This is a genomic window from Actinomadura soli, assembly GCF_005889715.1.
GTDB lineage: Bacteria > Actinomycetota > Actinomycetes > Streptosporangiales > Streptosporangiaceae > Spirillospora > Spirillospora soli.
In genome coordinates, this window is sequence record NZ_VCKW01000091.1 from 1 (window position 1) to 19,254 (window position 19,254).

At 73.0% G+C, this 19,254-nt stretch carries 17 protein-coding genes; 14 read left to right on the forward strand and 3 right to left on the reverse strand.

All coding sequences use genetic code 11. The features are described 5' to 3' along the window. Nucleotides 1-1,755 (forward strand): Trp biosynthesis-associated membrane protein (locus tag ETD83_RS18835; protein WP_138646446.1); only part of this gene is annotated, 1,755 nt, incomplete at its 5' end. Between the two features lie 10 nt (nt 1,756-1,765). On the opposite strand, the gene ETD83_RS18840 is transcribed toward ETD83_RS18835, so the two are convergent. After that, on the reverse strand, nt 1,766-3,397 hold the full coding sequence (locus tag ETD83_RS18840; protein ID WP_138646447.1) for an ArnT family glycosyltransferase: 1,632 nt from the start codon (nt 3,395-3,397) through the stop codon (nt 1,766-1,768). Between the two features lie 95 nt (nt 3,398-3,492). On the opposite strand from ETD83_RS18840, the gene metG reads away from it, so the two are divergent. The 9 genes from metG to ETD83_RS18885 all read left to right on the forward strand — a co-directional run bounded on the left by metG (nt 3,493) and on the right by ETD83_RS18885 (nt 12,691). Continuing rightward, nucleotides 3,493-5,295, forward strand: a complete 1,803-nt coding sequence (gene metG, locus ETD83_RS18845) for a methionine--tRNA ligase (RefSeq protein WP_138646448.1) — start codon at nt 3,493-3,495, stop codon at nt 5,293-5,295. Further along, a complete protein-coding gene (locus tag ETD83_RS18850; RefSeq protein WP_138646449.1) occupies nt 5,292-6,116 on the forward strand; it encodes a TatD family hydrolase in 825 nt (274 codons plus the stop codon). Before metG ends, ETD83_RS18850 begins: the two co-directional genes overlap by 4 nt. A gap of 124 nt (nt 6,117-6,240) precedes the next feature. Next, on the forward strand, nt 6,241-7,059 hold the full coding sequence (locus ETD83_RS45710; RefSeq protein WP_329602888.1) for a transglycosylase family protein: 819 nt from the start codon (nt 6,241-6,243) through the stop codon (nt 7,057-7,059). Between the two features lie 18 nt (nt 7,060-7,077). Then, complete coding sequence (gene rsmA / locus ETD83_RS18860; RefSeq protein ID WP_138646450.1) at nt 7,078-7,968, forward strand: 16S rRNA (adenine(1518)-N(6)/adenine(1519)-N(6))-dimethyltransferase RsmA; 891 nt, start codon at nt 7,078-7,080, stop codon at nt 7,966-7,968. Nucleotides 7,969-8,086: 118 nt separating this feature from the next. Continuing rightward, nucleotides 8,087-9,211, forward strand: coding sequence for a glycoside hydrolase family 26 protein (locus ETD83_RS18865; protein WP_230421014.1), 1,125 nt, complete (start codon nt 8,087-8,089; stop codon nt 9,209-9,211). Between the two features lie 52 nt (nt 9,212-9,263). Beyond that, nucleotides 9,264-10,184, forward strand: a complete 921-nt coding sequence (locus ETD83_RS18870; protein ID WP_138646470.1) for a 4-(cytidine 5'-diphospho)-2-C-methyl-D-erythritol kinase — start codon at nt 9,264-9,266, stop codon at nt 10,182-10,184. Nucleotides 10,185-10,339: 155 nt separating this feature from the next. Then, on the forward strand, nt 10,340-10,528 hold the full coding sequence (locus ETD83_RS18875; protein WP_138646451.1) for a hypothetical protein: 189 nt from the start codon (nt 10,340-10,342) through the stop codon (nt 10,526-10,528). 66 nt (nt 10,529-10,594) lie between these two features. Beyond that, nucleotides 10,595-10,813, forward strand: a complete 219-nt coding sequence (locus ETD83_RS18880) for a hypothetical protein (protein WP_138646452.1) — start codon at nt 10,595-10,597, stop codon at nt 10,811-10,813. 48 nt (nt 10,814-10,861) lie between these two features. Further along, nucleotides 10,862-12,691, forward strand: a complete 1,830-nt coding sequence (locus tag ETD83_RS18885; RefSeq protein WP_138646453.1) for an ABC-F family ATP-binding cassette domain-containing protein — start codon at nt 10,862-10,864, stop codon at nt 12,689-12,691. Between the two features lie 15 nt (nt 12,692-12,706). On the opposite strand, the gene ETD83_RS18890 is transcribed toward ETD83_RS18885, so the two are convergent. Beyond that, nucleotides 12,707-13,195, reverse strand: coding sequence for a MarR family winged helix-turn-helix transcriptional regulator (locus ETD83_RS18890; RefSeq protein ID WP_138646454.1), 489 nt, complete (start codon nt 13,193-13,195; stop codon nt 12,707-12,709). Between the two features lie 125 nt (nt 13,196-13,320). On the opposite strand from ETD83_RS18890, the gene ETD83_RS18895 reads away from it, so the two are divergent. Genes ETD83_RS18895 through ETD83_RS18905 form a run of 3 tightly spaced genes read left to right on the forward strand, consistent with a single transcriptional unit; the run spans nt 13,321 to nt 17,354 of the window. Beyond that, nucleotides 13,321-15,528 carry an MMPL family transporter gene (locus tag ETD83_RS18895; protein ID WP_138646455.1) on the forward strand — a complete coding sequence of 736 codons (2,208 nt, stop codon included), beginning with the start codon at nt 13,321-13,323 and terminating at the stop codon, nt 15,526-15,528. Between the two features lie 4 nt (nt 15,529-15,532). Beyond that, on the forward strand, nt 15,533-16,708 hold the full coding sequence (locus tag ETD83_RS18900; protein ID WP_138646456.1) for a sensor histidine kinase: 1,176 nt from the start codon (nt 15,533-15,535) through the stop codon (nt 16,706-16,708). A gap of 1 nt (nt 16,709) precedes the next feature. Continuing rightward, entirely contained in the window at nt 16,710-17,354 is a 645-nt protein-coding gene (locus ETD83_RS18905) for a response regulator (protein WP_138646457.1), read from the forward strand. 22 nt (nt 17,355-17,376) lie between these two features. On the opposite strand, the gene ETD83_RS18910 is transcribed toward ETD83_RS18905, so the two are convergent. Continuing rightward, a complete protein-coding gene (locus ETD83_RS18910) occupies nt 17,377-18,219 on the reverse strand; it encodes a patatin-like phospholipase family protein (protein WP_138646458.1) in 843 nt (280 codons plus the stop codon). A 126-nt stretch (nt 18,220-18,345) separates the two neighbouring features. Between ETD83_RS18910 and ETD83_RS18915 the strand changes: the two genes are divergently transcribed. Continuing rightward, complete coding sequence (locus ETD83_RS18915) at nt 18,346-19,128, forward strand: trans-aconitate 2-methyltransferase (RefSeq protein WP_138646459.1); 783 nt, start codon at nt 18,346-18,348, stop codon at nt 19,126-19,128. The last annotated feature ends 126 nt before the right edge of the window (nt 19,129-19,254 follow it).

The following is a 19,254-nucleotide window of genomic DNA, read 5'->3' on the forward strand; positions in this document are numbered from 1 at the left end:
GCCCCGTCCCGGCCGAGCCGCCGCGGCTGGGCCTGGCTGTTCGTGCTGGGCTGGGTCGCGCAGGTCGCCGTCCGGCTCGTGCTCGCCTCAGGGCAGACGGTGCCGGTCGCCACCCCGGACGAGTCGGGCTACCTGTTCGCCGCCCGCGTCCTGACCGGCGGCACCGACGCGGACATGTCGTTCGGGACCGTCTACCGCGGCGGGTACCCGCTGCTGCTGACGCCCGCGTTCTGGTTCGGCGACGACCCGGTGAGCGTCTACCGCGGCGCCCTGGTGATCAACGCGCTGATCAGCGCCGCCATGCTCCCGCTGGCCTACCTGCTGCTGCGCCGCCTGCGGGTGCGCAGGCGCTGGTCGTACGTCTTCGGGCACGTGACGGCGGTGCTGCCGGCCGTGCTGTTCTACTCCGAGTTCGCGCTGACCGACGCGATCCTGCCGGTGATGCTGGTCGGCTGGCTGCTGCTCGTCCACACGTGGCTGAACGCGCCGCCCCCGGCGGGCCCGCGCTCGTCGGCCCGGCTGTCGCTCGCCGGGGCGGGCGCGTCGCTGCTCGTCGCCTACGCCTACGCCTGCCACACGCGCGGAGCGGTCCTGCTGGCCGCGCACATGGCGCTGCTCGCGGCCGCGCTGGTGTGCCGGTGGCGGTCCTGGCGCGCGACCGCCCTCGCCGCGCTCGTCGCCGCCGCCGGGACGGGCGCCGGGATGCTGCTGAACCGGTCGCTGCTGCCGCACATGTATCCGCAGGGCGACAACGACCTCGGCGGGAACGTCGTCCGGCGGCTCACGTCCGAGGACGGCTGGGGCTGGATGCTGTCGCTCGGCACCGGGCAGGTCTGGTACCAGGCCGCCGCGACCGGCGGGATGGCGGCGATCGGCCTCGTCGCCGTCGCGTTCATCGCCGTCCGCCCCGCCGGTACCCCGTCCGCGGCGTCGGCGATGCTGGGCGCGCCGGGTCGGACGCGGGCGCTCGCGCTCGCCGTCATCGCGATCGTCGCGGGCATCGCGTTCGCGACCTCGGCGGCGCTGCCGGTCGAGTACCGCGTCGGCAACTACGTCTACGGCCGCTACCTCGCGTCCATCACGCCGGTGCTGTTCGCCGTCGGCGTCGCGGTCCTGCTGCGCGCGTCGCCGCGGGCGCTGCTGTGGGCCTCGGCCTCGGCGGCCGCCCTGACGCTCGTCGCCGCGTGCGTCGTCCAGTGGTACGCGGGCGACCTGCTCACCCAGTACACGCACACGGCCTACGACTTCCCCGAGACGTCGTTCCTCACGTGGGACTGGGAGACGTTCCGCCTGTGGCACGCCACGGCCACCGCTCTCGTGCTCATGTGCGCGTCCGTGGCCGTCGTCCGGCTGCGGCGCAGCGGGCCGCTGCTGCTCGCGGGCGTGCTGGCCGCCGTCGCGGTCGGCATGTCGGTGACCGCGACCGACCGCATCGCCCGGCCCCTCGTCCGCGACGAGACCGCGCACACCGACCTCAGGCAGAGCATCGACCTGCACCGGCAGCGATCGATCGCCGTCGACTGGAACGTCCCGTGGACGATCCGGCTGTCGCACTACTACTGGGCCTGGTGGAGCGACGGCAGCGTCTTCGACGCCCGCTGGACGCCACCGCCGCGGAACGTGGACATGGTCGTCCTGGCGTGGCCGAAGGACAAGCCCGCCGCCGCGTCCTGGCCGAAGGGCGCCCCGCCCGGCTGGCGGATCATCGACCGCCGCCGCACCGTCCAGGGCGACTGGGTCGCCTGGGCGCGCTAGCCGCGGCCGGCTAGTCCTCGGGAGGCCGGGGCGGCGGGTTCCAGAGCTGGAGAATGCCGTCGGACGAGCGCCACATCAGCCGCCAGCCCTGCGCCGGGTCGGGCCGCCACCCGCCCCCGATCTGCGACTCCATGCCGCGCCATCGCGTGTACAGCATCGGGCCCTCGGTCGCGTTCCGGGGGATCGGCAGGTAGTGCGGGAAGTCGCGGATCTCGCCGCGCCAGATCGGGTCGCCCCACACGTCCCGCGTGTAGAACGTGAGGGTCTGCGCGAGCCGCCGGTCGGCGCAGATCAGCGTGATGTCGCGGTGCCCGGCGAGGTAGCCGCGCAGCTCGCTCCACGCCTTGTCGCGCGGCAGGTCGGGGACGGCCCGGACGGCGGCGACCGCGTACGTCCCGCCGAGCGCCACCGCCAGCGCCGGAACGACCAGGGTCCGCAGCCGCGGCCGGGAGACCAGGCCCCCCAGGGTGACGGGCAGCATGCGGAACATCAGGATCAGGGAGCCGAAGCCGCCCGCGAGCAGCGCGGGCAGGACCGCGAACCAGTACCGCTGCAGCCAGGCCCGCAGCGAGATGTCGTTCGGGTCGAGGACCCCGGAGAACAGCGTCAGCGGAACGGCGAGCGTGAAGAACCACACGAGGACGAGCGCGAGCCGCCGGTCGCGGGTCAGGGCCCAGCCGGCGATCGTGAGGGCCAGCGCGGCGGTGAACACCAGGCCGAGATCGTTCCAGTCGTGCATGGCGCGCAGGAACGAGCGGGCGGCGAGGCCGCGCGTCACGTAGTCGCGGGACTGGCCGCCGTGCTCCGCGGCCGAGATCAGCCCGGCCAGCGGGCTGCCCCACACGAGCTGGTTGTGGACGAGGCTGACCACCAGGATCGCGAGCATCGGCGCGCCGACCGTGACGTTGCGGCGCCACGGGATCCGCAGCAGCGCCAGGTAGACCGGGATGGGGAGGAACAGGAACGCCAGGAACTCCCGGACGAGGAACGCCGAGCCCATGAACACCCCGGCGGCGATCAGCATGCGGGTCTGGGCGCGTCCGGTCCTGCGGCTCGCGACGACGAGGCCCGCCATCCCGATCGTGAACAGCCCCGCGCCGGGCATGTCCGGCAGCACCAGGCCCGTGGACCAGGTGATCTCGTGGCCGAACGGGTTCGTCATCGTGAAGAACGGGTGGACGAGCAGGATCGCCGCGGACGCCATGCCCGCCACGTCCCCGAACAGCGACCTGACGACCAGGTACGTTCCAACGAAGAACGCGCAGCCGCCGAGCGCCGCGACGGTGAAGAAGGCGGCCTGGCCGTCCCCGAGGACCTCCTGGACGAGCCGCGCCGGCAGCACCAGCCCGATCCGGGTGACCTGGTGGGGGACCTCGTCGAACGGCCACACCGTCAGCGGGATGTCGGGCCAGTCGCGGGCGGCGAGCCACACGTAGTACGGGTCGAAGTACAGCGGCGGCGTCATGATCACCCACTGCGTGAGCACCGTCGCGGCGGCCACCAGCAGGGACAGCCACACCACCCGCCGCGTCCGCCGCACCCGCCCAGCCGCCCGGGTCAGCATGCGCCGCGAGGGCTCGTCCGGCTCGGCCCCGGTAGCCGCCTCGTCGACGGCCGGCTGGTCGGACGTGGTCTGGGCCATGCCTGGCTCCGCCTCCGTTGAGATCGCACGGGCTGAGACGCCGGACCAGGCTACTCGCGTGCCGGGGCGCCCGTGACGCGACTACCCTTGATTCCATGTCCTCGTCAAGCCGTCATATCTTGACCGCGCCCGCCTGGCCGTACGCCAACGGGCCCCGTCACATCGGGCACGTCTCCGGTTTCGCGCTGCCCGCCGACATGTTCAGCCGCTACCAGCGGATGGCGGGCAACAAGGTCCTGATGGTCAGCGGCACCGACGAGCACGGCACGCCGATCCAGGTGCAGGCCGACAAGGAGGGCGTGTCCGCCCGGGAGCTCGCCGACCGCTACAACGGCGTCATCGCGCACGACCTGCACGGCCTCGGCATGACCTACGACCTGTTCACCCGGACGACGACGCTGAACCACTACGCCGTCGTCCAGGAGATCTTCAAGGGCCTGTACGACAACGGCTACATCTTCCCGCAGAAGACGATGGGCGCGATCTCGCCGTCCACCGGCCGGACGCTCCCCGACCGCTACATCGAGGGGACCTGCCCGATCTGCGGGTACGACGGCGCGCGCGGCGACCAGTGCGACAACTGCGGCAACCAGCTCGACCCCGTCGACCTGATCAACCCGGTGTCGCGGATCAACGGCGAGACGCCGAAGTTCGTCGAGACCGAGCACTTCATGCTCGACCTGCCCGCGTTCACCGAGGTCCTCGGCCGGTACCTGCGCGGCAAGCAGAACGGCGCCCTCGCCTGGCGGCCGAACGTGCTGAAGTTCGCGCTGAACCTGCTGGACGACATGCAGCCGCGGGCGATCAGCCGCGACCTCGACTGGGGCGTCCCTATCCCGCTGGACGGCTGGCGCGACAACCCGGCGAAGAAGCTGTACGTGTGGTTCGACGCGGTCGTCGGGTACTTCTCCGCGTCCGTGGAGTGGGCGCGGCGGTCCGGCGACCCGGAGGCATGGCGCGCCTGGTGGCAGGACCCGGACGCCCTGTCCTACTACTTCATGGGCAAGGACAACATCGTCTTCCACGCCGAGATCTGGCCGGCGATGCTGCTCGGCTACGGCGGCCAGGGCGACAAGGGCGGCACGCCCGGGTCGCTGGGCGCGCTGAACGTGCCGACGGAGGTGGTGTCGTCGGAGTTCCTGACGATGGAGGGCAAGAAGTTCTCCTCGTCCCGCCAGGTCGTCATCTACGTGCAGGACTTCCTCGCCCGCTACGACGTCGACGCGCTGCGCTACTACGTCGCGGTCGCCGGGCCCGAGAACCAGGACACCGACTTCACCTGGGCGGAGTTCGTCCGCCGCAACAACGACGAGCTGGTCGCCGCGTGGGGCAACCTCGTCAACCGGTCGGTGAACATGGCGGCGAAGAACTTCGGCGCGATCCCGGAGGCGGGCGACCTCACCGACGCCGACCGGGCGCTGATGGAGCGCAGCCGCGCCGCCTTCGCGGCGGTGGGCGCGGAGCTCGAACGGTCCCGGTTCAAGAACTCGATCACCGAGGCGCTGGACGTCGTCCGCGACGCCAACAGGTACCTGTCCGACCAGGCGCCCTGGAAGCTGAAGGACGACCCGGCCCGCGTCAAGTCGATCCTGCACACCGCGCTCCAGGTCGTCGACGACGCGAAGACGCTTCTGACGCCGTTCCTGCCGCGGTCGTCGCAGAAGGTGTACGAGATGCTCGGCGGGCAGGGCGTGTGGAGCGGCATGCCGGAGCTGAAGACGGTCTCCGAGGACGGCGGTCCGGACTACACGATCCTGACCGGCGACTACGCGACGGAGGCGCGCTGGGAGTCGACGCCGATCAAGCCGGGCGTCCCGCTGGCGAAGCCGGTCCCGCTGTTCACCAAGCTCGACACGTCCGTGGTGGACGAGGAGCTCGCCAGGCTGGAGAACCGGTGAGCCGGGACGGGGACGGGCAGAGCTCACGCTCGTTCCCGCCGCTTCCCGAGCGCCTTCCGGTGGACGTGTTCGACAGCCACTGCCATCTCGACATCGTCGACACCCCGGTGCAGGAGCAGCTGAGGTCGGCGAAGGCGGCGGGCGTCACCCGGATCGTCACGATCGGCTGCGACCTGCCGTCGTCGCGGTTCGCCGTGGACGCCGCCGCCGAGTTCGACGACGTGTACGCGGCGGTCGCGATCCACCCGAACGAGACGAGCGGGATCTCCGACGCCGTCCTGGAGGACGTGGCGCGGCTGGCCGCGCACTGGAAGGTCCGCGCGATCGGCGAGACCGGCCTGGACTACTACCGCGACTGGGCGCCGAAGGACGACCAGCACCGCTCCTTCCGCGCCCACATCGAGATCGCCAAGCGCACGGGCAAGGCCCTCGTCGTCCACGACCGCGACGCGCACGACGACGTCCTGCGCGTCCTGGAAGAGGAGGGCGCGCCCGGCACGGTCGTCTTCCACTGCTACTCCGGCGACGCCCGCATGGCGGAGATCTGCGCCGAGCGCGGCTATCTGATGAGCTTCGCCGGGAACGTCACCTTCAAGAACGCCGAGCCGCTGCGGGAGGCGCTGAAGGCGGCACCGCTCGACCTGGTGCTCGTGGAGACCGACGCGCCGTTCCTGACGCCGCTCCCGCACCGGGGCAAGCCGAACGCCTCGTACCTGATCCCGCACACCGTCCGCGCCATGGCGGAGTACAAGGGCGTGGACCTGGCGGAGCTGTGCACGGCCATCGCCGCCAACGGCGAACGCGCCTTCGGCCCCTGGTAAGGGCCCGCGCCTCCGGCGAGCTTGCGGGACGCATGTGCGTGATGTGGTGGCGGAGACGCGGCGGGCGGCTCTAATCTCTGGCCTCTGAGCGGGCGCCCCCGAGCCCGACCCCCTGGAGGTACCCGTGCGTCGCCACCCCCTGCGTCGTCCTGCCGTCCCCGTGCTGCTGGCCACGGCGCTGTCGGTGTTACTGGCGGGGTGCGGCGGTGGCGGATCGGCCCGTCCCAAGGCCGCCGCGGACGCGCCGCGCGCCGACGCGCCCGCGCCGCGCAAGGTCGTCATCGTCGTCGACGGCAAGCGGACGGAGACGATGGCGACCGGCACGACCGTCCGGCAGGTGCTCGGCGAGGCCGGGATCACGCTGGGCCGGTACGACCTCGTCAAGCCGGCCGTCGACGAGCCCGCCGGGGAACTGGTCAAGATCCTGCGGCTGCTGTCGGCGCCGAAGACCCTGGTCGTCAAGGTGCCGCCCAGGACGATCCGCAAGAAGAGCGCCTCGGTGCCGCCGTGGGACGAGAAGGTACTGCGCCCGGGCCGTCCCGGCATCAAGATCGTGACGTGGGCGTACGTCCGGCGGCCCGCCGGGAAGGGCGGGAAGCTCAAGCCCGTCAAGAAGGTCATCACGCAGCGGATCAGGCGCAAGCCCGTCACGCGGGTCCTCGCGGTCGGCCCGGAGTCGGCGGGCACCGGCGCGGCGGCCAGGCTGAACTGGCGGGGCCTCGCCAACTGCGAGTCGAACAACAACCCGAAAGCCGTGAACCCGGCCGGGTACTACGGCCTGTACCAGTTCTCCATGGCCTCGTGGGCGTCGGCCGGCGGCACGGGCAAGCCGTCGGACGCCAGCGCGGCCGAGCAGACCTACCGTGCGCAGGTCCTCTACAACAAGGTGAACGGCCGCTGGCAGGGCCAATGGCCCAACTGCGGGAAATACCTGTTCGGCTGAGCTGGAACAATCGGGGCCGTGGGGGAGACACAAGCGGCGCTGCTGGGCCCGGCGGACGTGCGCGAACTGGCGGAACGGCTCGGCGTCAGGCCGACGAAGACGCTCGGGCAGAACTTCGTCATCGACGCCAACACCGTCCGGCGGATCGTCCGGACGGCCGGGGTGCGCCCCGATGACGTCGTGATCGAGGTGGGGCCCGGGCTCGGGTCGCTGACGCTGGCGCTGCTGCCGGAGGTGCGGCACGTCGTCGCCGTCGAGGTGGACGCGGCGCTGGCCGCCGCGCTGCCCGGCACCGCCCGGGCGCGGGCGCCGGATCTCGCCGGACGGCTGGAGGTCGTCCACGCCGATGCGATGAAGATCACACGGCTGCCGGGGCCGGAGCCGGAGCCGACGGCGCTCGTTGCGAACCTGCCCTACAACGTGGCGGTGCCGGTCGTGCTGCACCTGCTGGCCGTCCTGCCGTCGCTGCGGACCGCGCTGGTGATGGTGCAGGCCGAGGTCGCCGACCGGATGGTCGCCGCGCCCGGCGGGAAGATCTACGGGGTGCCGTCGGTGAAGCTCGCCTGGTACGGGGACGCGCGCCGGGCCGGGGCGGTCGGGCGCGCGGTGTTCTGGCCCGCGCCGAACGTCGACTCGGGCCTCGTCGCGTTCACCCGCCGCGAGCCGCCGCCGACCGCGGCGACCCGCGAGGAGGTGTTCGCCGTGGTGGACGCCGCGTTCGCGCAGCGCCGCAAGACGCTGCGCGCGGCGCTGGCGGGCTGGGCCGGATCCGCGGCGGCCGCCGAGGAGGCCCTGCGCGCCGCGGGCGTCGACCCCCGGGCGAGGGGGGAAGCTCTGGACGTGGCCGCCTTCGCCCGTATTGCCGAGTATGGTCCTTCACGCCGGGGAGATCAGCTCCCGACCCCCTAGGGCGTGTTTCAGCGGGCATGGTGTCAGCGGGGCGTGCCCCGGGTGCGGAGTGCGGCGAGGAGCCGGGGGGCGGACGGCTCCACGGGGGACAGCAGGACAGGATGAGCCGGAGGTCGATGTGAAGGGGCGTTCGCGGACGGCGCGGGCGAGGCTGCCGATCGTGGGGACGGGCCTGCTCGCCACCGCGGCGATGGTCGCGACCGTGGCGGCGGGCTGCGGCGGCGGCGCGGGCGCCGCGCCGAAGATCACGACGACCGCGCGGGCGGGCGTGGCGCCGGTGCCGCCGAAGGAGGGGGCGTACTTCGGGGCCTGGGTGCCGCCGGACGGCGAGGGCAAGCCGTCCACGACCAAGCCGGGGTCGGCCTCCCCATCGGAGTCGCCCTCGGGCTCGCCGTCGGTGTCCGCGAAGCCGACCGGCAAGGAGGCGGACAAGCCGGGCATGGCCCCGGTCGTCGGCTTCGAGCAGGAGCTCGGCCGGCAGCTCGACATCGTGCAGACCTACCGGAGCTGGACGTCGGAGTTCCCCGCCGGGCTGGAGGAGTCGGTCACCGAAAGCAACCGCTACCTGCTGCTGACCTGGGGCGGCGCCGACACCAAGAAGATCGTCCAGGGCGAGTACGACGAGCTCGTCCAGCGCCGCGCCCGCGCCGTCAAGGCCCTCGGCAAGCCGGTCTTCCTGCGCTGGTCGCGGGACATGGACAAGGCGGCCAACAAGAAGCGGGTCCACTCGCCGGACGACTTCGTCGCGGCCTGGAAGCACCTGCGGACGATCTTCAAGCAGGAGCGGGTCGACAACGTCGCGTGGGTGTGGTGCCCGACCGCGCGCGGCTTCGGCGGCGGCGACGCCCCCGCGTACTACCCCGGCGACGACCAGGTCGACTGGATCTGCGCCGACGCGCAGCCCGGCACCGACTACGAGTACCGCGACCTGTCGGAGGCCGTGAAGATGTTCCTGCAGTGGGCGCGGGACCGCGAGAAGCCCATCATGATCGCGGAGTTCGGCGTCCCGAAGTCCTACGGCGAGCGGCGCGCCGAATGGCTCAGGGAGGCGTCGAAGACGCTGCAGGACCCGCAGGTCAAGGCCGTCGTCTACTTCAACTCGGACGAGCAGGCGGCGAACGCCCGCGACAAGCGCCGCGCCTACTCGGTGACCGGCGACAAGCACACCGTCTCGGCCCTCCGCGAGCTCGCCACGACCCCCTACTTCAACCCCCGCAACCTGCCCGTGACCAGCGGAGACTGACCTCCGGACGATTCCGCTCGGGATTGCCCGTAGGGTTTCGATCGTGACCGCAGTGAGCGTACGCGTCCCCGCCAAGGTCAATTTGCAGCTCAGCGTGGGGCCGATCCGCGACGACGGCTACCACGACCTCGTCAACGTGTTCCACGCCGTCTCCCTCTTCGACCAGGTGACGGCCCAGCACGCGCCCCGGCTGGAAGTGCGGGTCAAGGCCGCCCCCTATTCGCGGGTGGCCGTCGACGACGTCCCGGTCGACGAGGGCAACCTCGCGGCGAAGGCGGCGAGGCTCGTCGCCGCGCGGCTCGGCGTCGAGCCCGGCGCCGCGATCCGGATCCGCAAGGCCATCCCGGTGGCGGGCGGCATGGCGGGCGGCAGCGCCGACGCCGCCGCCGCGCTGGTCGCCTGCGCCCGCCTCTGGGACGACCGGGACCGGCCCGTCCTCACCCGCGACGACCTGGTGGAACTCGGCGCCGAGCTCGGCAGCGACGTGCCGTTCGCCGTCCTCGGCGGCACCGCGGTCGGCGTCGGACGCGGCGAGCGGCTCACCTCCGCCCTGACCCGGGGGACCTTCCACTGGGTCTTCGCGACCGCCGACGGCGGGCTGTCCACGCCCGCCGTCTACGCCGAATGCGACCGGCTCCGCGAGATCAGGGGGGAGGCGGCGGCGCCGCCGGTGGTCTCCGAGGCGCTGATGACGGCGCTCGCCACCGGCGACGCCAAGGGCCTCGGTGCGGCGCTGACCAACGATCTCCAGGCGCCGGCGCTGGCGCTGCGGCCGTCGCTGGAACGCGTCCTCGACGCGGGCCACGATTTCGGCGCGGTCGGGGCGCTCGTGTCCGGTTCCGGCCCCACGTGCGCCTTCCTCGCCGAGACCGAGGAGGACGCCGGTGACCTCGCGCAAGCGCTGGACGGGGCCGGTGTCGCCCGGCAGATCCTGCGGGCCCAGGGGCCCGTCCCGGGCGCGACAGTGGTGTGACGACACCGATACCCTGGGGCTTCACAACAAGAAGCTTTCCTAATAAAAAAGGGTAGATGCGCTCGTCACACAAGCGAACTTCTTGCACACGGCAGGCGTCTTGTACCTGTGACACCGATGCACTCGAGCGCTGATCCTGCCGGCGAGGTGGAGCGATGACGTACCTGTCCGGGCTGCTGGCCATCATGGCGATCGCGATGATGGCGACGCTCGTCCTGCTGGCCGTGCGCCGCGACCGCGACCTCCGCCGCAACGCGCCCGGCTCCGTCGTCGCGGGGCGGGCGCGGGCCGCTAGCCTGGAGGCGCAGGCCGAGCACGGCCCGACGCCCCCGGCCCTGCGCTGACCGCGTCCACGCTCAGCCGAGGCCCCCGACCCGCCGAGGACCGCCATGTCGACCGCTGGAACACCGGTGTTGCTCTTGCTCTTGCTCCTCGTGCTGGGACTCGTCCTCGCGGTCGTGGCCGTGGTCGTGGTGATCATCGTCGCGTCGTCGTCCAGCCGGAAGAAGGGCCAGTTCACCGGCGCTCCGCCCGGCTACGGCCCGCCCGGCTACGGCCCGCCGGGATACGGCCCGCCGCCCGGCCAGGGGCCGCAGGGCCCGCAAGGCCCGCCGCCGCCCGGCGTCTGACGGGCCGGGTCCGACGGGGTCGCCGGGGCCAATAGGCTTGGTGGCGTCGTGAATCTGATCAACCTTGAGAACGCCGCCAAGGCCTACGGGCCCGCACCGCTGCTCGACGCCGTGTCGCTCGGGCTGGACGAGGGCGACCGCGTCGGCGTCGTCGGCCGCAACGGGGGCGGCAAGAGCACCCTCGTGTCCGTCCTCGCGCGGGAGACCGAGCCCGACACCGGACGCGTCACCCATGCGCGCGGGCTGCGGCTCGGACACCTCGCCCAGCGGGACGACTTCCCCGAGGGGGCGACGGTCCGGTCTGTCGTGCTGGGCGACCGCGCCGAGCACGAGTGGGCGGGGGACGTCCGCGTCCGCGACGTCCTCGGCGGCCTGATCGCCGATCTCGACCTCGACGCGCCGCTCGCGGGCATGTCCGGCGGCGAGCGCCGCCGGGTCGCGCTGGCGCGGCTCCTCGTCCCCGAGTCCGATCTGCTGCTGCTGGACGAGCCCACCAACCACCTTGACATCGAGGCCATCGACTGGCTGGCCCGGCACCTGAAGGACCGCAAGTCGGCGCTGCTGGTCGTCACCCACGACCGCTGGTTCCTGGACGAGGTCACCGACCGGACGTGGGAGGTCGTCGACGGAAGCGTCGAACGCTACGAGGGCGGCTACTCCGCCTATGTCCTCGCGAAGGCCGAACGCGCCAGGATCACCGCGGCGACCGAGGCGAAGCGGCAGAACCTGCTCCGCAAGGAGCTGGCGTGGCTGCGGCGCGGCCCGCAGGCCCGCACGTCCAAGCCGAAGTTCCGGGTGGACGCCGCGCAGGCGCTGATCGCCGACGAGCCGCCGCTGCGCGACTCGGTGGAGCTGACCCGGTTCGCGACCGCGCGGCTCGGCAAGACCGTCCACGACGTGGAGGACGTGACCGTCCAGGTCGGCGGCGCTTCCGGCGGCGGTTCCGGTGACGGCGCCGCCCGCACGATCTTCGAGCGCATGACGTGGCGTCTCGGCCCGGGTGACCGCGTCGGGCTGGTCGGCGTCAACGGCAGCGGCAAGAGCACCCTGCTGCGCCTGCTGGACGGCTCGGTGTCGCCGGTGGCCGGGACGGTGGTGCGGGGCAAGACCGTCCAGCTCGCGCACCTGACGCAGGACCTCGAAGACCTGGAGCCGTCCCGGCGCGTCCTGGAGTCGGTGGAGGAGATCCGCCGCCGCATCACCGTCGGCAAGCGCGACTGGACCGCGAGCCAGCTCCTCGAACGCCTCGGCTTCCAGCGCGAGCGCCAGTGGACGCCGGTCGGCGACCTCTCCGGCGGTGAACGGCGCCGCCTGCAGCTTCTCCGCCTCCTGATGGGCGAGCCCAACGTCCTCCTCCTGGACGAGCCCACCAACGACCTCGACATCGAGACGCTCACCGAGGTCGAAGACCTCCTGGACGGCTGGCCCGGAACCCTCGTCGTCGTCAGCCACGACCGGTACTTCCTGGAGCGCGTCACCGACCATGTCGTGGCCCTCCTGGGCGACGGACGCGTGTCGATGCTGCCCGGCGGCGTCGACCAGTACCTCGACCGCCGGGCCGCCGGAACGGCCCCGAAGCCGCCCCGCCCGGAGACCCCCGCGGAGAAGGCCGCCGCGGGGAAGGCCGACGCGGGGAAGGCCGCCGCGCCGCCCAAGCCGACGGGCGGGCAGGACTGGAAGGCCCGCAAGGAGCTCGACCGGCTCGAACGCCGCCTGGAGAAGCTCGCCGGGCAGGAGGCCGACCTGCACGAGCAGCTCGCGGCGCACGCCACCGACTACGCCAAGCTCCAGGAACTCGGCGGACGGCTGAGGGAGATCCAGGCCGAGGCCGCCGCGGTCGAGGAGGAATGGCTGATGCTCGCCGAGGACATCGGCTGACCCGGCCCCGGGCCCCTATTCGTCGAACGGGATGAGCAGGATGCGGAGCAGGTCGGCGAGGGCGTCGTGCTGGGCGGGGCTGAGGCCGTCGAGGATGACCTGCTCCCGGTCGAGGAGGTCGGCGAACGCGGCGTCCACCCGGCTCATGCCCGCGCTGGTGAGACGGACCAGGACGCCGCGCTTGTCCTGCGGGTCGGGGTGCCGCTCGACGAGCCCGGCCGCCGCGAGCCGGTCGATGCGGTTCGTCATCGTGCCGGACGTGACCAGCGTGGCCCGCAGCAGCCGGCCCGGGCTGAGCTGGTAGGGGCTGCCTGCGCGGCGCAGCGCCGTGAGGACGTCGAACTCCCACGACTCCAGGTCGTGGTCCGCGAACACGCCGCGCCGGGCGCGGTCGAGGTGCCGGGCCAGCCGGGACACGCGGCTGAGCACCTGCAGCGGCCGGACGTCCAGGTCTGGACGCTCGGTGCGCCACGCCTCGACGAGCCTGTCCACCTCATCCTGCATGACGACACCCTACCTGTCTTGATATCGAGAAATGGGGCCCGGCGCCGTGTCCACCGGTCGGTGGACACGAGGTTCAGCCGGACGGGCCTCATGCGGAAAGGGTCCCCGCGACCAGCATTCTCTGCATGACGAACCCCTCTGTGAAGATGGCCCGGTGGAGCGCCGGGCACCCGTGGCGGGCGATCGCCGCGTGGTTCCTGTTCGTGATCATGTGCCTCGGCATCGGGATCGCCGCCGGCGGGAACGCCGCCACCTCCGCGGACTTCCGGATCGGCGAGGCCGGCCGGGCCGAGGCGATGGCCGCCGAAGGCGGGCTGCAGCAGAAGCCCGTCGAGCACGTCCTGATCACCGCGAGGCCCGGCGCGGCCGGGCTCGACGCGAGCGCCGCCGACGCCGCCGCCCGCGACGCCGCGTCCCGGATGAAACGGCTCCCCGAGGTCGAGTCGGTGTCCGCGCCGATCCGGTCGGGCGACGGGACATCGGTCCGTGTCGAGGTCACCCTGCGCGGCCCCGAGCTCGAAGGCAGGAAACACGTCGGTCCGCTGCTCGCGCAGACGGCGCAGGTGGGGGCCGCGCATCCCGGTGTCCGGGTGGAGGAGACCGGCGGGCCGTCGATCAGCAAGGGCATCGAGAAGCTGCGCGGCGAGGACCTGTCGCGCACCGAGGTCATCGCGCTGCCGATCACGCTGATCACGCTGCTGGTCGTGTTCGGGTCGGTGTCGCTGGCCGTCGTGCCGATCCTGCTGGCGCTGACCTCGATCACGGCGGCCGTCGGCCTGTCCATGCTCGCCTCGCACGTCTTCCCGGACGCCGGCGTCAGCGCCAGCATGATCCTGCTGATCGGGATGGCCGTCGGCGTCGACTACACCCTCTTCTACCTCAAGCGGGAACGGGAGGAGCGGGCCCGGTCCGGCGGGCGGCTGTCCCCGCGGGCCGTCGTGGAGCTGGCGGCGGCGACGTCCGGACGCGCCGTCGTGCTGTCCGGGCTCGCGGTCGCCGTGTCCAGCGCCACCCTCTACCTGGCCGACGACGTCATCTTCTCGTCCATCGCGACCGGCGCGATCGTCGTCACGCTCGTCGCGGTCGTCAGCTCGCTGACCGTCCTGCCCGCGCTGCTCGCCAAGCTCGGCCAGTGGGCGGAGCGCCGCGCCGCCCGCCGTGCCCGCCGCGGCAAGCCCGCCCGGCGCCTCAGGATGAGGGACGGCGGTCGGATCACGACCGCCATGCTTCGTCCCGTCGAGCGCCGCCCCGCCGTGACGCTGATCGTCGGCGTGCTCGTGATGCTCGCCCTGGCCGCGCCGCTGCTGAACCTGAACCTCACCGACATGGGACGCGAATCCCACCCGCGCGACATCCCGGCCATGCGGACCTACGACCGGCTGAACGCGGCGTTCCCCGAGCTGAAGGCGATGCACCAGGTCGTCGTCCGCGCCGACCCCGGGCAGGCGGACGAGGTCGCCGCCGCGCTCCGCGACCTCGCCGCCCGCGCCGCGGACGACCGCGGCCCGTCGGGTGCCCGCCTGACCGGCGCATCCGAGCTGCGCGCCTCTCCGGACGGCCGGATCAGCGTCCTCGAACTCGCCGTCCCGCACTACGGCAGCACGGACGAGGCGCGGACGTCCCTGACGACGATCCGCGGCGAGCACGTGCCCGCCACCGTCGGGAGGCTCGGCGTCGAGACGGCCGTCACCGGCGACGTCGCCCGCTACACCGACTATCCCGAGCATCAGAAGGACAAGCTCCCCATGATCATCGGGTCGCTGCTGCTGGTCACGTTCGCGATGACGGTGTGGGCGTTCCGCTCCGTCGCGCTCGGCCTCGTCGGCGTACTGCTGAACCTGCTGTCCGCGGGCGCGGCGCTCGGCCTGCTCACCCTCGTCTTCCAGGGGACGTGGGCGGAGGGCGCGCTCGACTTCACCTCCACCGGGTCGATCGGGTCCCGCGTGCCGCTGTTCCTGTTCGTGATCCTCTTCGGCCTCTCCATGGACTACCAGGTCTTCGTGATCAGCCGGATCAGGGAGGCCGTCCTGGCGGGCGCGTCCACGCGGGAGGCGGTGCTCGGCGGGATCCGCCGCTCCGCGGGCGTCGTCACCAGCGCCGCGTTCGTGATGGTCACCGTGTTCGCCAGCTTCGTGGCCCTGCACATCATGGAGATGAAACAGATGGGCTTCGCGCTGGCGGTGGCCGTCCTGCTGGACGCCGTCGTCATCCGGATCGTGATCCTGCCGTCGCTCATGCTGCTGCTCGGCGACAGGTGCTGGTGGCCGTCCCGCCCGTCCGGCCGGGGGCATGACCCCGTGGTCACCGGGCTGTCCCTGGAAAAAGTAGTCTGACCGCATGGCGCAACGGGCACTACGCCGGTGGTACGCCGCCCTCTGGATCACCCTCGGACTGGTCCCGCAGGCCATGGGCGTGTGGGACCAGCCGGACGACACGAGGTCCACCACGCTGGCGCTGCTGGCGGTGCTCGCGCTCTCGTACCCGATCACGGGGACGTTCCCCGGCGACCCCGCCGTCCGCCGGTACGCGTTCCTCGGCGTGCTCATCCTCGGGATCGGCGCCGTCTCCTACCTGATGGACGGCGCCGCCTCCCTGCTGATCGTGTCGCTGCCGCACTTCTGGCTCTTCGCGGGCGGCCCGCGGCGCGCGGTCGTCCTCAGCGGCGCCGCCGCCGCGGCCACGGTCGCCGGGAACGTCCTCCAGCAGGGACGCGACGGCGAGATCCTCACCGGCAACGCGATCGCCGCCCTCATCGGCTACGCGGCCGGCGTCCTGTTCGGGCTGTGGATGCACCGGGTCCTCGGGCAGCGCGACGAACGCGCCCGCCTCCTCGCCGCCGACCTGGAGAACACGCAGCGGCAGCTCGCCGAGGCGCAGCGCCGCCAGGGCGCCGCCGACGAGCGGGAACGCCTCGCCCGCGAGATCCACGACACGCTCGCGCAGGGCTTCGCGTCCATCGTCGTCCTGGCGGAGGCGGCCCGCAACGGGCTCGGCGCCGACCCGGACCGCAGCGCCCAGCAACTCCTCTCGATCGAGCAGACCGCGCGCGAGAACCTCGCCGAGGCCCGCGTCCTGGTCGCGTCGGGGGCCGGCGGCCTCGCCGCGCAGGACGGGGCGCCCGCCTCGATCGCCGGGGCGCTGCGCCGGACCCTCGACCGGTTCGCCGAGGACACCGGCCTCACCGTCACCGCCGAGCTGCCCGAGGTCGACTGCGACCGGACGGCCCGGATCGCGCTGCTGCGCTGCACGCAGGAGTCGCTGGCCAACGTCCGCAAGCACGCCGCCGCGAGCACGGTCGGCGTCGTCCTCGAACGGCACCCGCACGGCATCGAACTGGAGATCACCGACGACGGCCGCGGCTTCACAGTCGGCGAGTCCGCCGGATTCGGCCTGGACGGCATGCGCCGCCGCCTCGCCGAACTCGGCGGCGAGCTGACCGTCACCAGCTCGCCCGGCGACGGCACCCGCGTCCTCGCCCTCATCCCCCCGCGCCCCACGTCCGGAGAGGCATGACATGACCGACGGCAAACTCCGGATCATCGTCGTGGACGACCACACCGTCATGCGCGCGGGCGTCGTCGCGCTGCTGGCCTCCGAACCCACGATCGACATCGTCGGGGAGGCCGGCGACGGGCGCGAGGCCGTCGAGCTCGTCGAGCGACTCCGTCCCGACGTGGCGCTCCTCGACCTGCGGATGCCCGTCCTGGACGGCGTCGCCGCCACCGAGCGGATCGCCGCCCGCGGCACCGGGACCCGCGTCCTCGTCCTCACCACCTACGACACCGACGCCGACATCGAGCACGCGATCGAGGCCGGCGCCATCGGCTACCTCCTCAAGGACACGACCCGCGACCAGCTCGTCGACGCGATCCACTCCGCCGCCCGCGGCGAGACCGTCCTCGCGCCCCGCGTCGCGGAGAGGCTCGTCGCCCGGATGCGGCGGCCCGCGCCCGTGACGCTGACCGCGCGGGAGATCGACGTCCTCAACGCCGTCGCGGACGGGCTGTCCAACGCCGACATCGGCCGCCGCCTCGTCATCGCCGAGGCGACCGTCAAGACGCACCTGCTGCGCGTCTTCGCCAAGCTCGACGTCAGCGACCGCACCCACGCCGTCATCGTCGCCCTCGACCGCGGCCTCATCACCCGGCCGGGCCCCTGAATCACCCGGCGAGTCCCCTGAATCACCCGGCCAGGCCCCTGATCGCCGGTCCGATCAGGGCCGCCGCCGCGGGGGCCTGCCGGAGGCCCGCCCGGTACGCGGGCGTCCAGCGGGCCATGTCGCCGACGTCGTCGCCGAACGCCTCGCGCGCCCGCTCGTCGGGGACGATCCAGATGTCGGCGCCCGAGCCGTCCGGCGCCCTGGGGAGCGGCTCGATCAGGACGACCGCGCCCGCCCCGGCGTCCGCCGCGAGATGCGCGTTGGACCCGCCGCCGTACGCGCCGTCCATGTAGCGGCGGCCGCCGATGGTGACCGGCTCGGCGAACCCGGGCGCGGCGCTGCTCGCCGCGACGGCCGCCGTCAGCGGGACGCCGTCGTCGCTCCCGTCCCACACGACCGGCTTGCCCGACTCGATGTCCACCGCGGTGATGAGCAGCCGCCGCCGTCCCGCCCGCCGGCCGGGCCATTCGTCGGTCCCGACGAGGTACTCCATGCCGGCGCGGTGGCGTGCCTCGGGCTGCGTCTCGGCCTCCAGCGCGAGCCGTCCGATCCGGCGCCTGACCTCGTCCGGATCCAGGCCCGGGGCGCCGGTCAGCTCGAACGTCCGGTTCAGCACCGAGACGTCCGACGGCGGCCTGTCCCGGCCCTCGGGCGGCAGCTCCGCCACCTCGGCGAGCTCGCGCCCCGTCATGATCATCGCGCCGGCGATCGCGCCCGCCGACGTCCCGACGATCAGTGTCGCGGCGGCCGGGTCCACGCCCGACCGGCGCAGCCCGGCGGCGAGGCCCGCCAGCCACGCCGTCCCGACCGGCCCGCCCGGCCCGAGCACCAGCGCCCACCCGCCCGATTCTCTGCTCTGCGTCATGCCGGCGAGCCTAGAAAGCACCCTGGCCCACCGCATCCGTCGGACGACCGGGGCGAACGTCGGACCCCGCGGCGAAAGGGCTGTATCTTGATATCGAGACATGTGTCGAGTCACGTGAGGCGGACTATGAACACGGTGTGGGACCCCGCGCAGTACGAGGCTTTCGGCGGCGAACGCGCCAGACCCTTCCGCGAGCTCACCGGACGCCTCGGCGGCGCCGACCCCGCCCGCGTCGTCGATCTCGGCTGCGGGACGGGCGAGCTGACCGCGACGCTCGCCGCCCGCTGGCCAGGGGCGGTCATCGACGGCCTGGACGGCTCGGCCGAGATGATCGCCGAGGCCCGGCGGCGCGAGATCCCGGGACGGCTGAGCTTCCGCGTCGGGGACGTCGCCGCCTGGCGGCCCGAAGGCCCCGTCGACCTCATCGTCAGCAACGCCGTCCTGCACTGGGTCCCGGAGCATGTGGAACTGCTGCCCCGGTGGGCCGACGCGCTCACGCCCGGCGGGCGCCTCGCCTTCCAGGTCCCCGGCAACTTCGGCGAGCCCAGCCACGTCCTGCTGCGCGAGCTGGGCCGCTCCGACCGGTGGCGCGACAAGCTCGGCGCGCTCCAGCGGGACGCGCCCGTCCTCGACGCGGCCGGCTACCTCGACCTGCTGGCCCGCCACGGATGCGCGGTCGACGCCTGGGAGACGACCCACGTCCAGGTGCTGCAGGGCTACGATCCCGTCCTGGAATGGGTCAAGGGCAGCACGCTGCGGCCCGTCCTGTCCGCGCTCGACCCCGGCGAGACGGAGGAGTTCCTCGCCGCCTACCGCGAGCGGCTGCGGCAGGCGTACCCGCCCGCGCCCTACGGCACCGTGTTCCCCTTCCGGCGGATCTTCGTGATCGCCACCCGGCTTGATTCTTGACCTCAAGATACCGGCTGTTGCATCCTATGTCTTGATGTCGAGAGATGCCTGGCGCGCGGCCGCGCGGGTCTCGACGCCCAAGGACGGGGTGCCGCCCGGTCCGGCCGAGGGACGCGACTCGTTCCC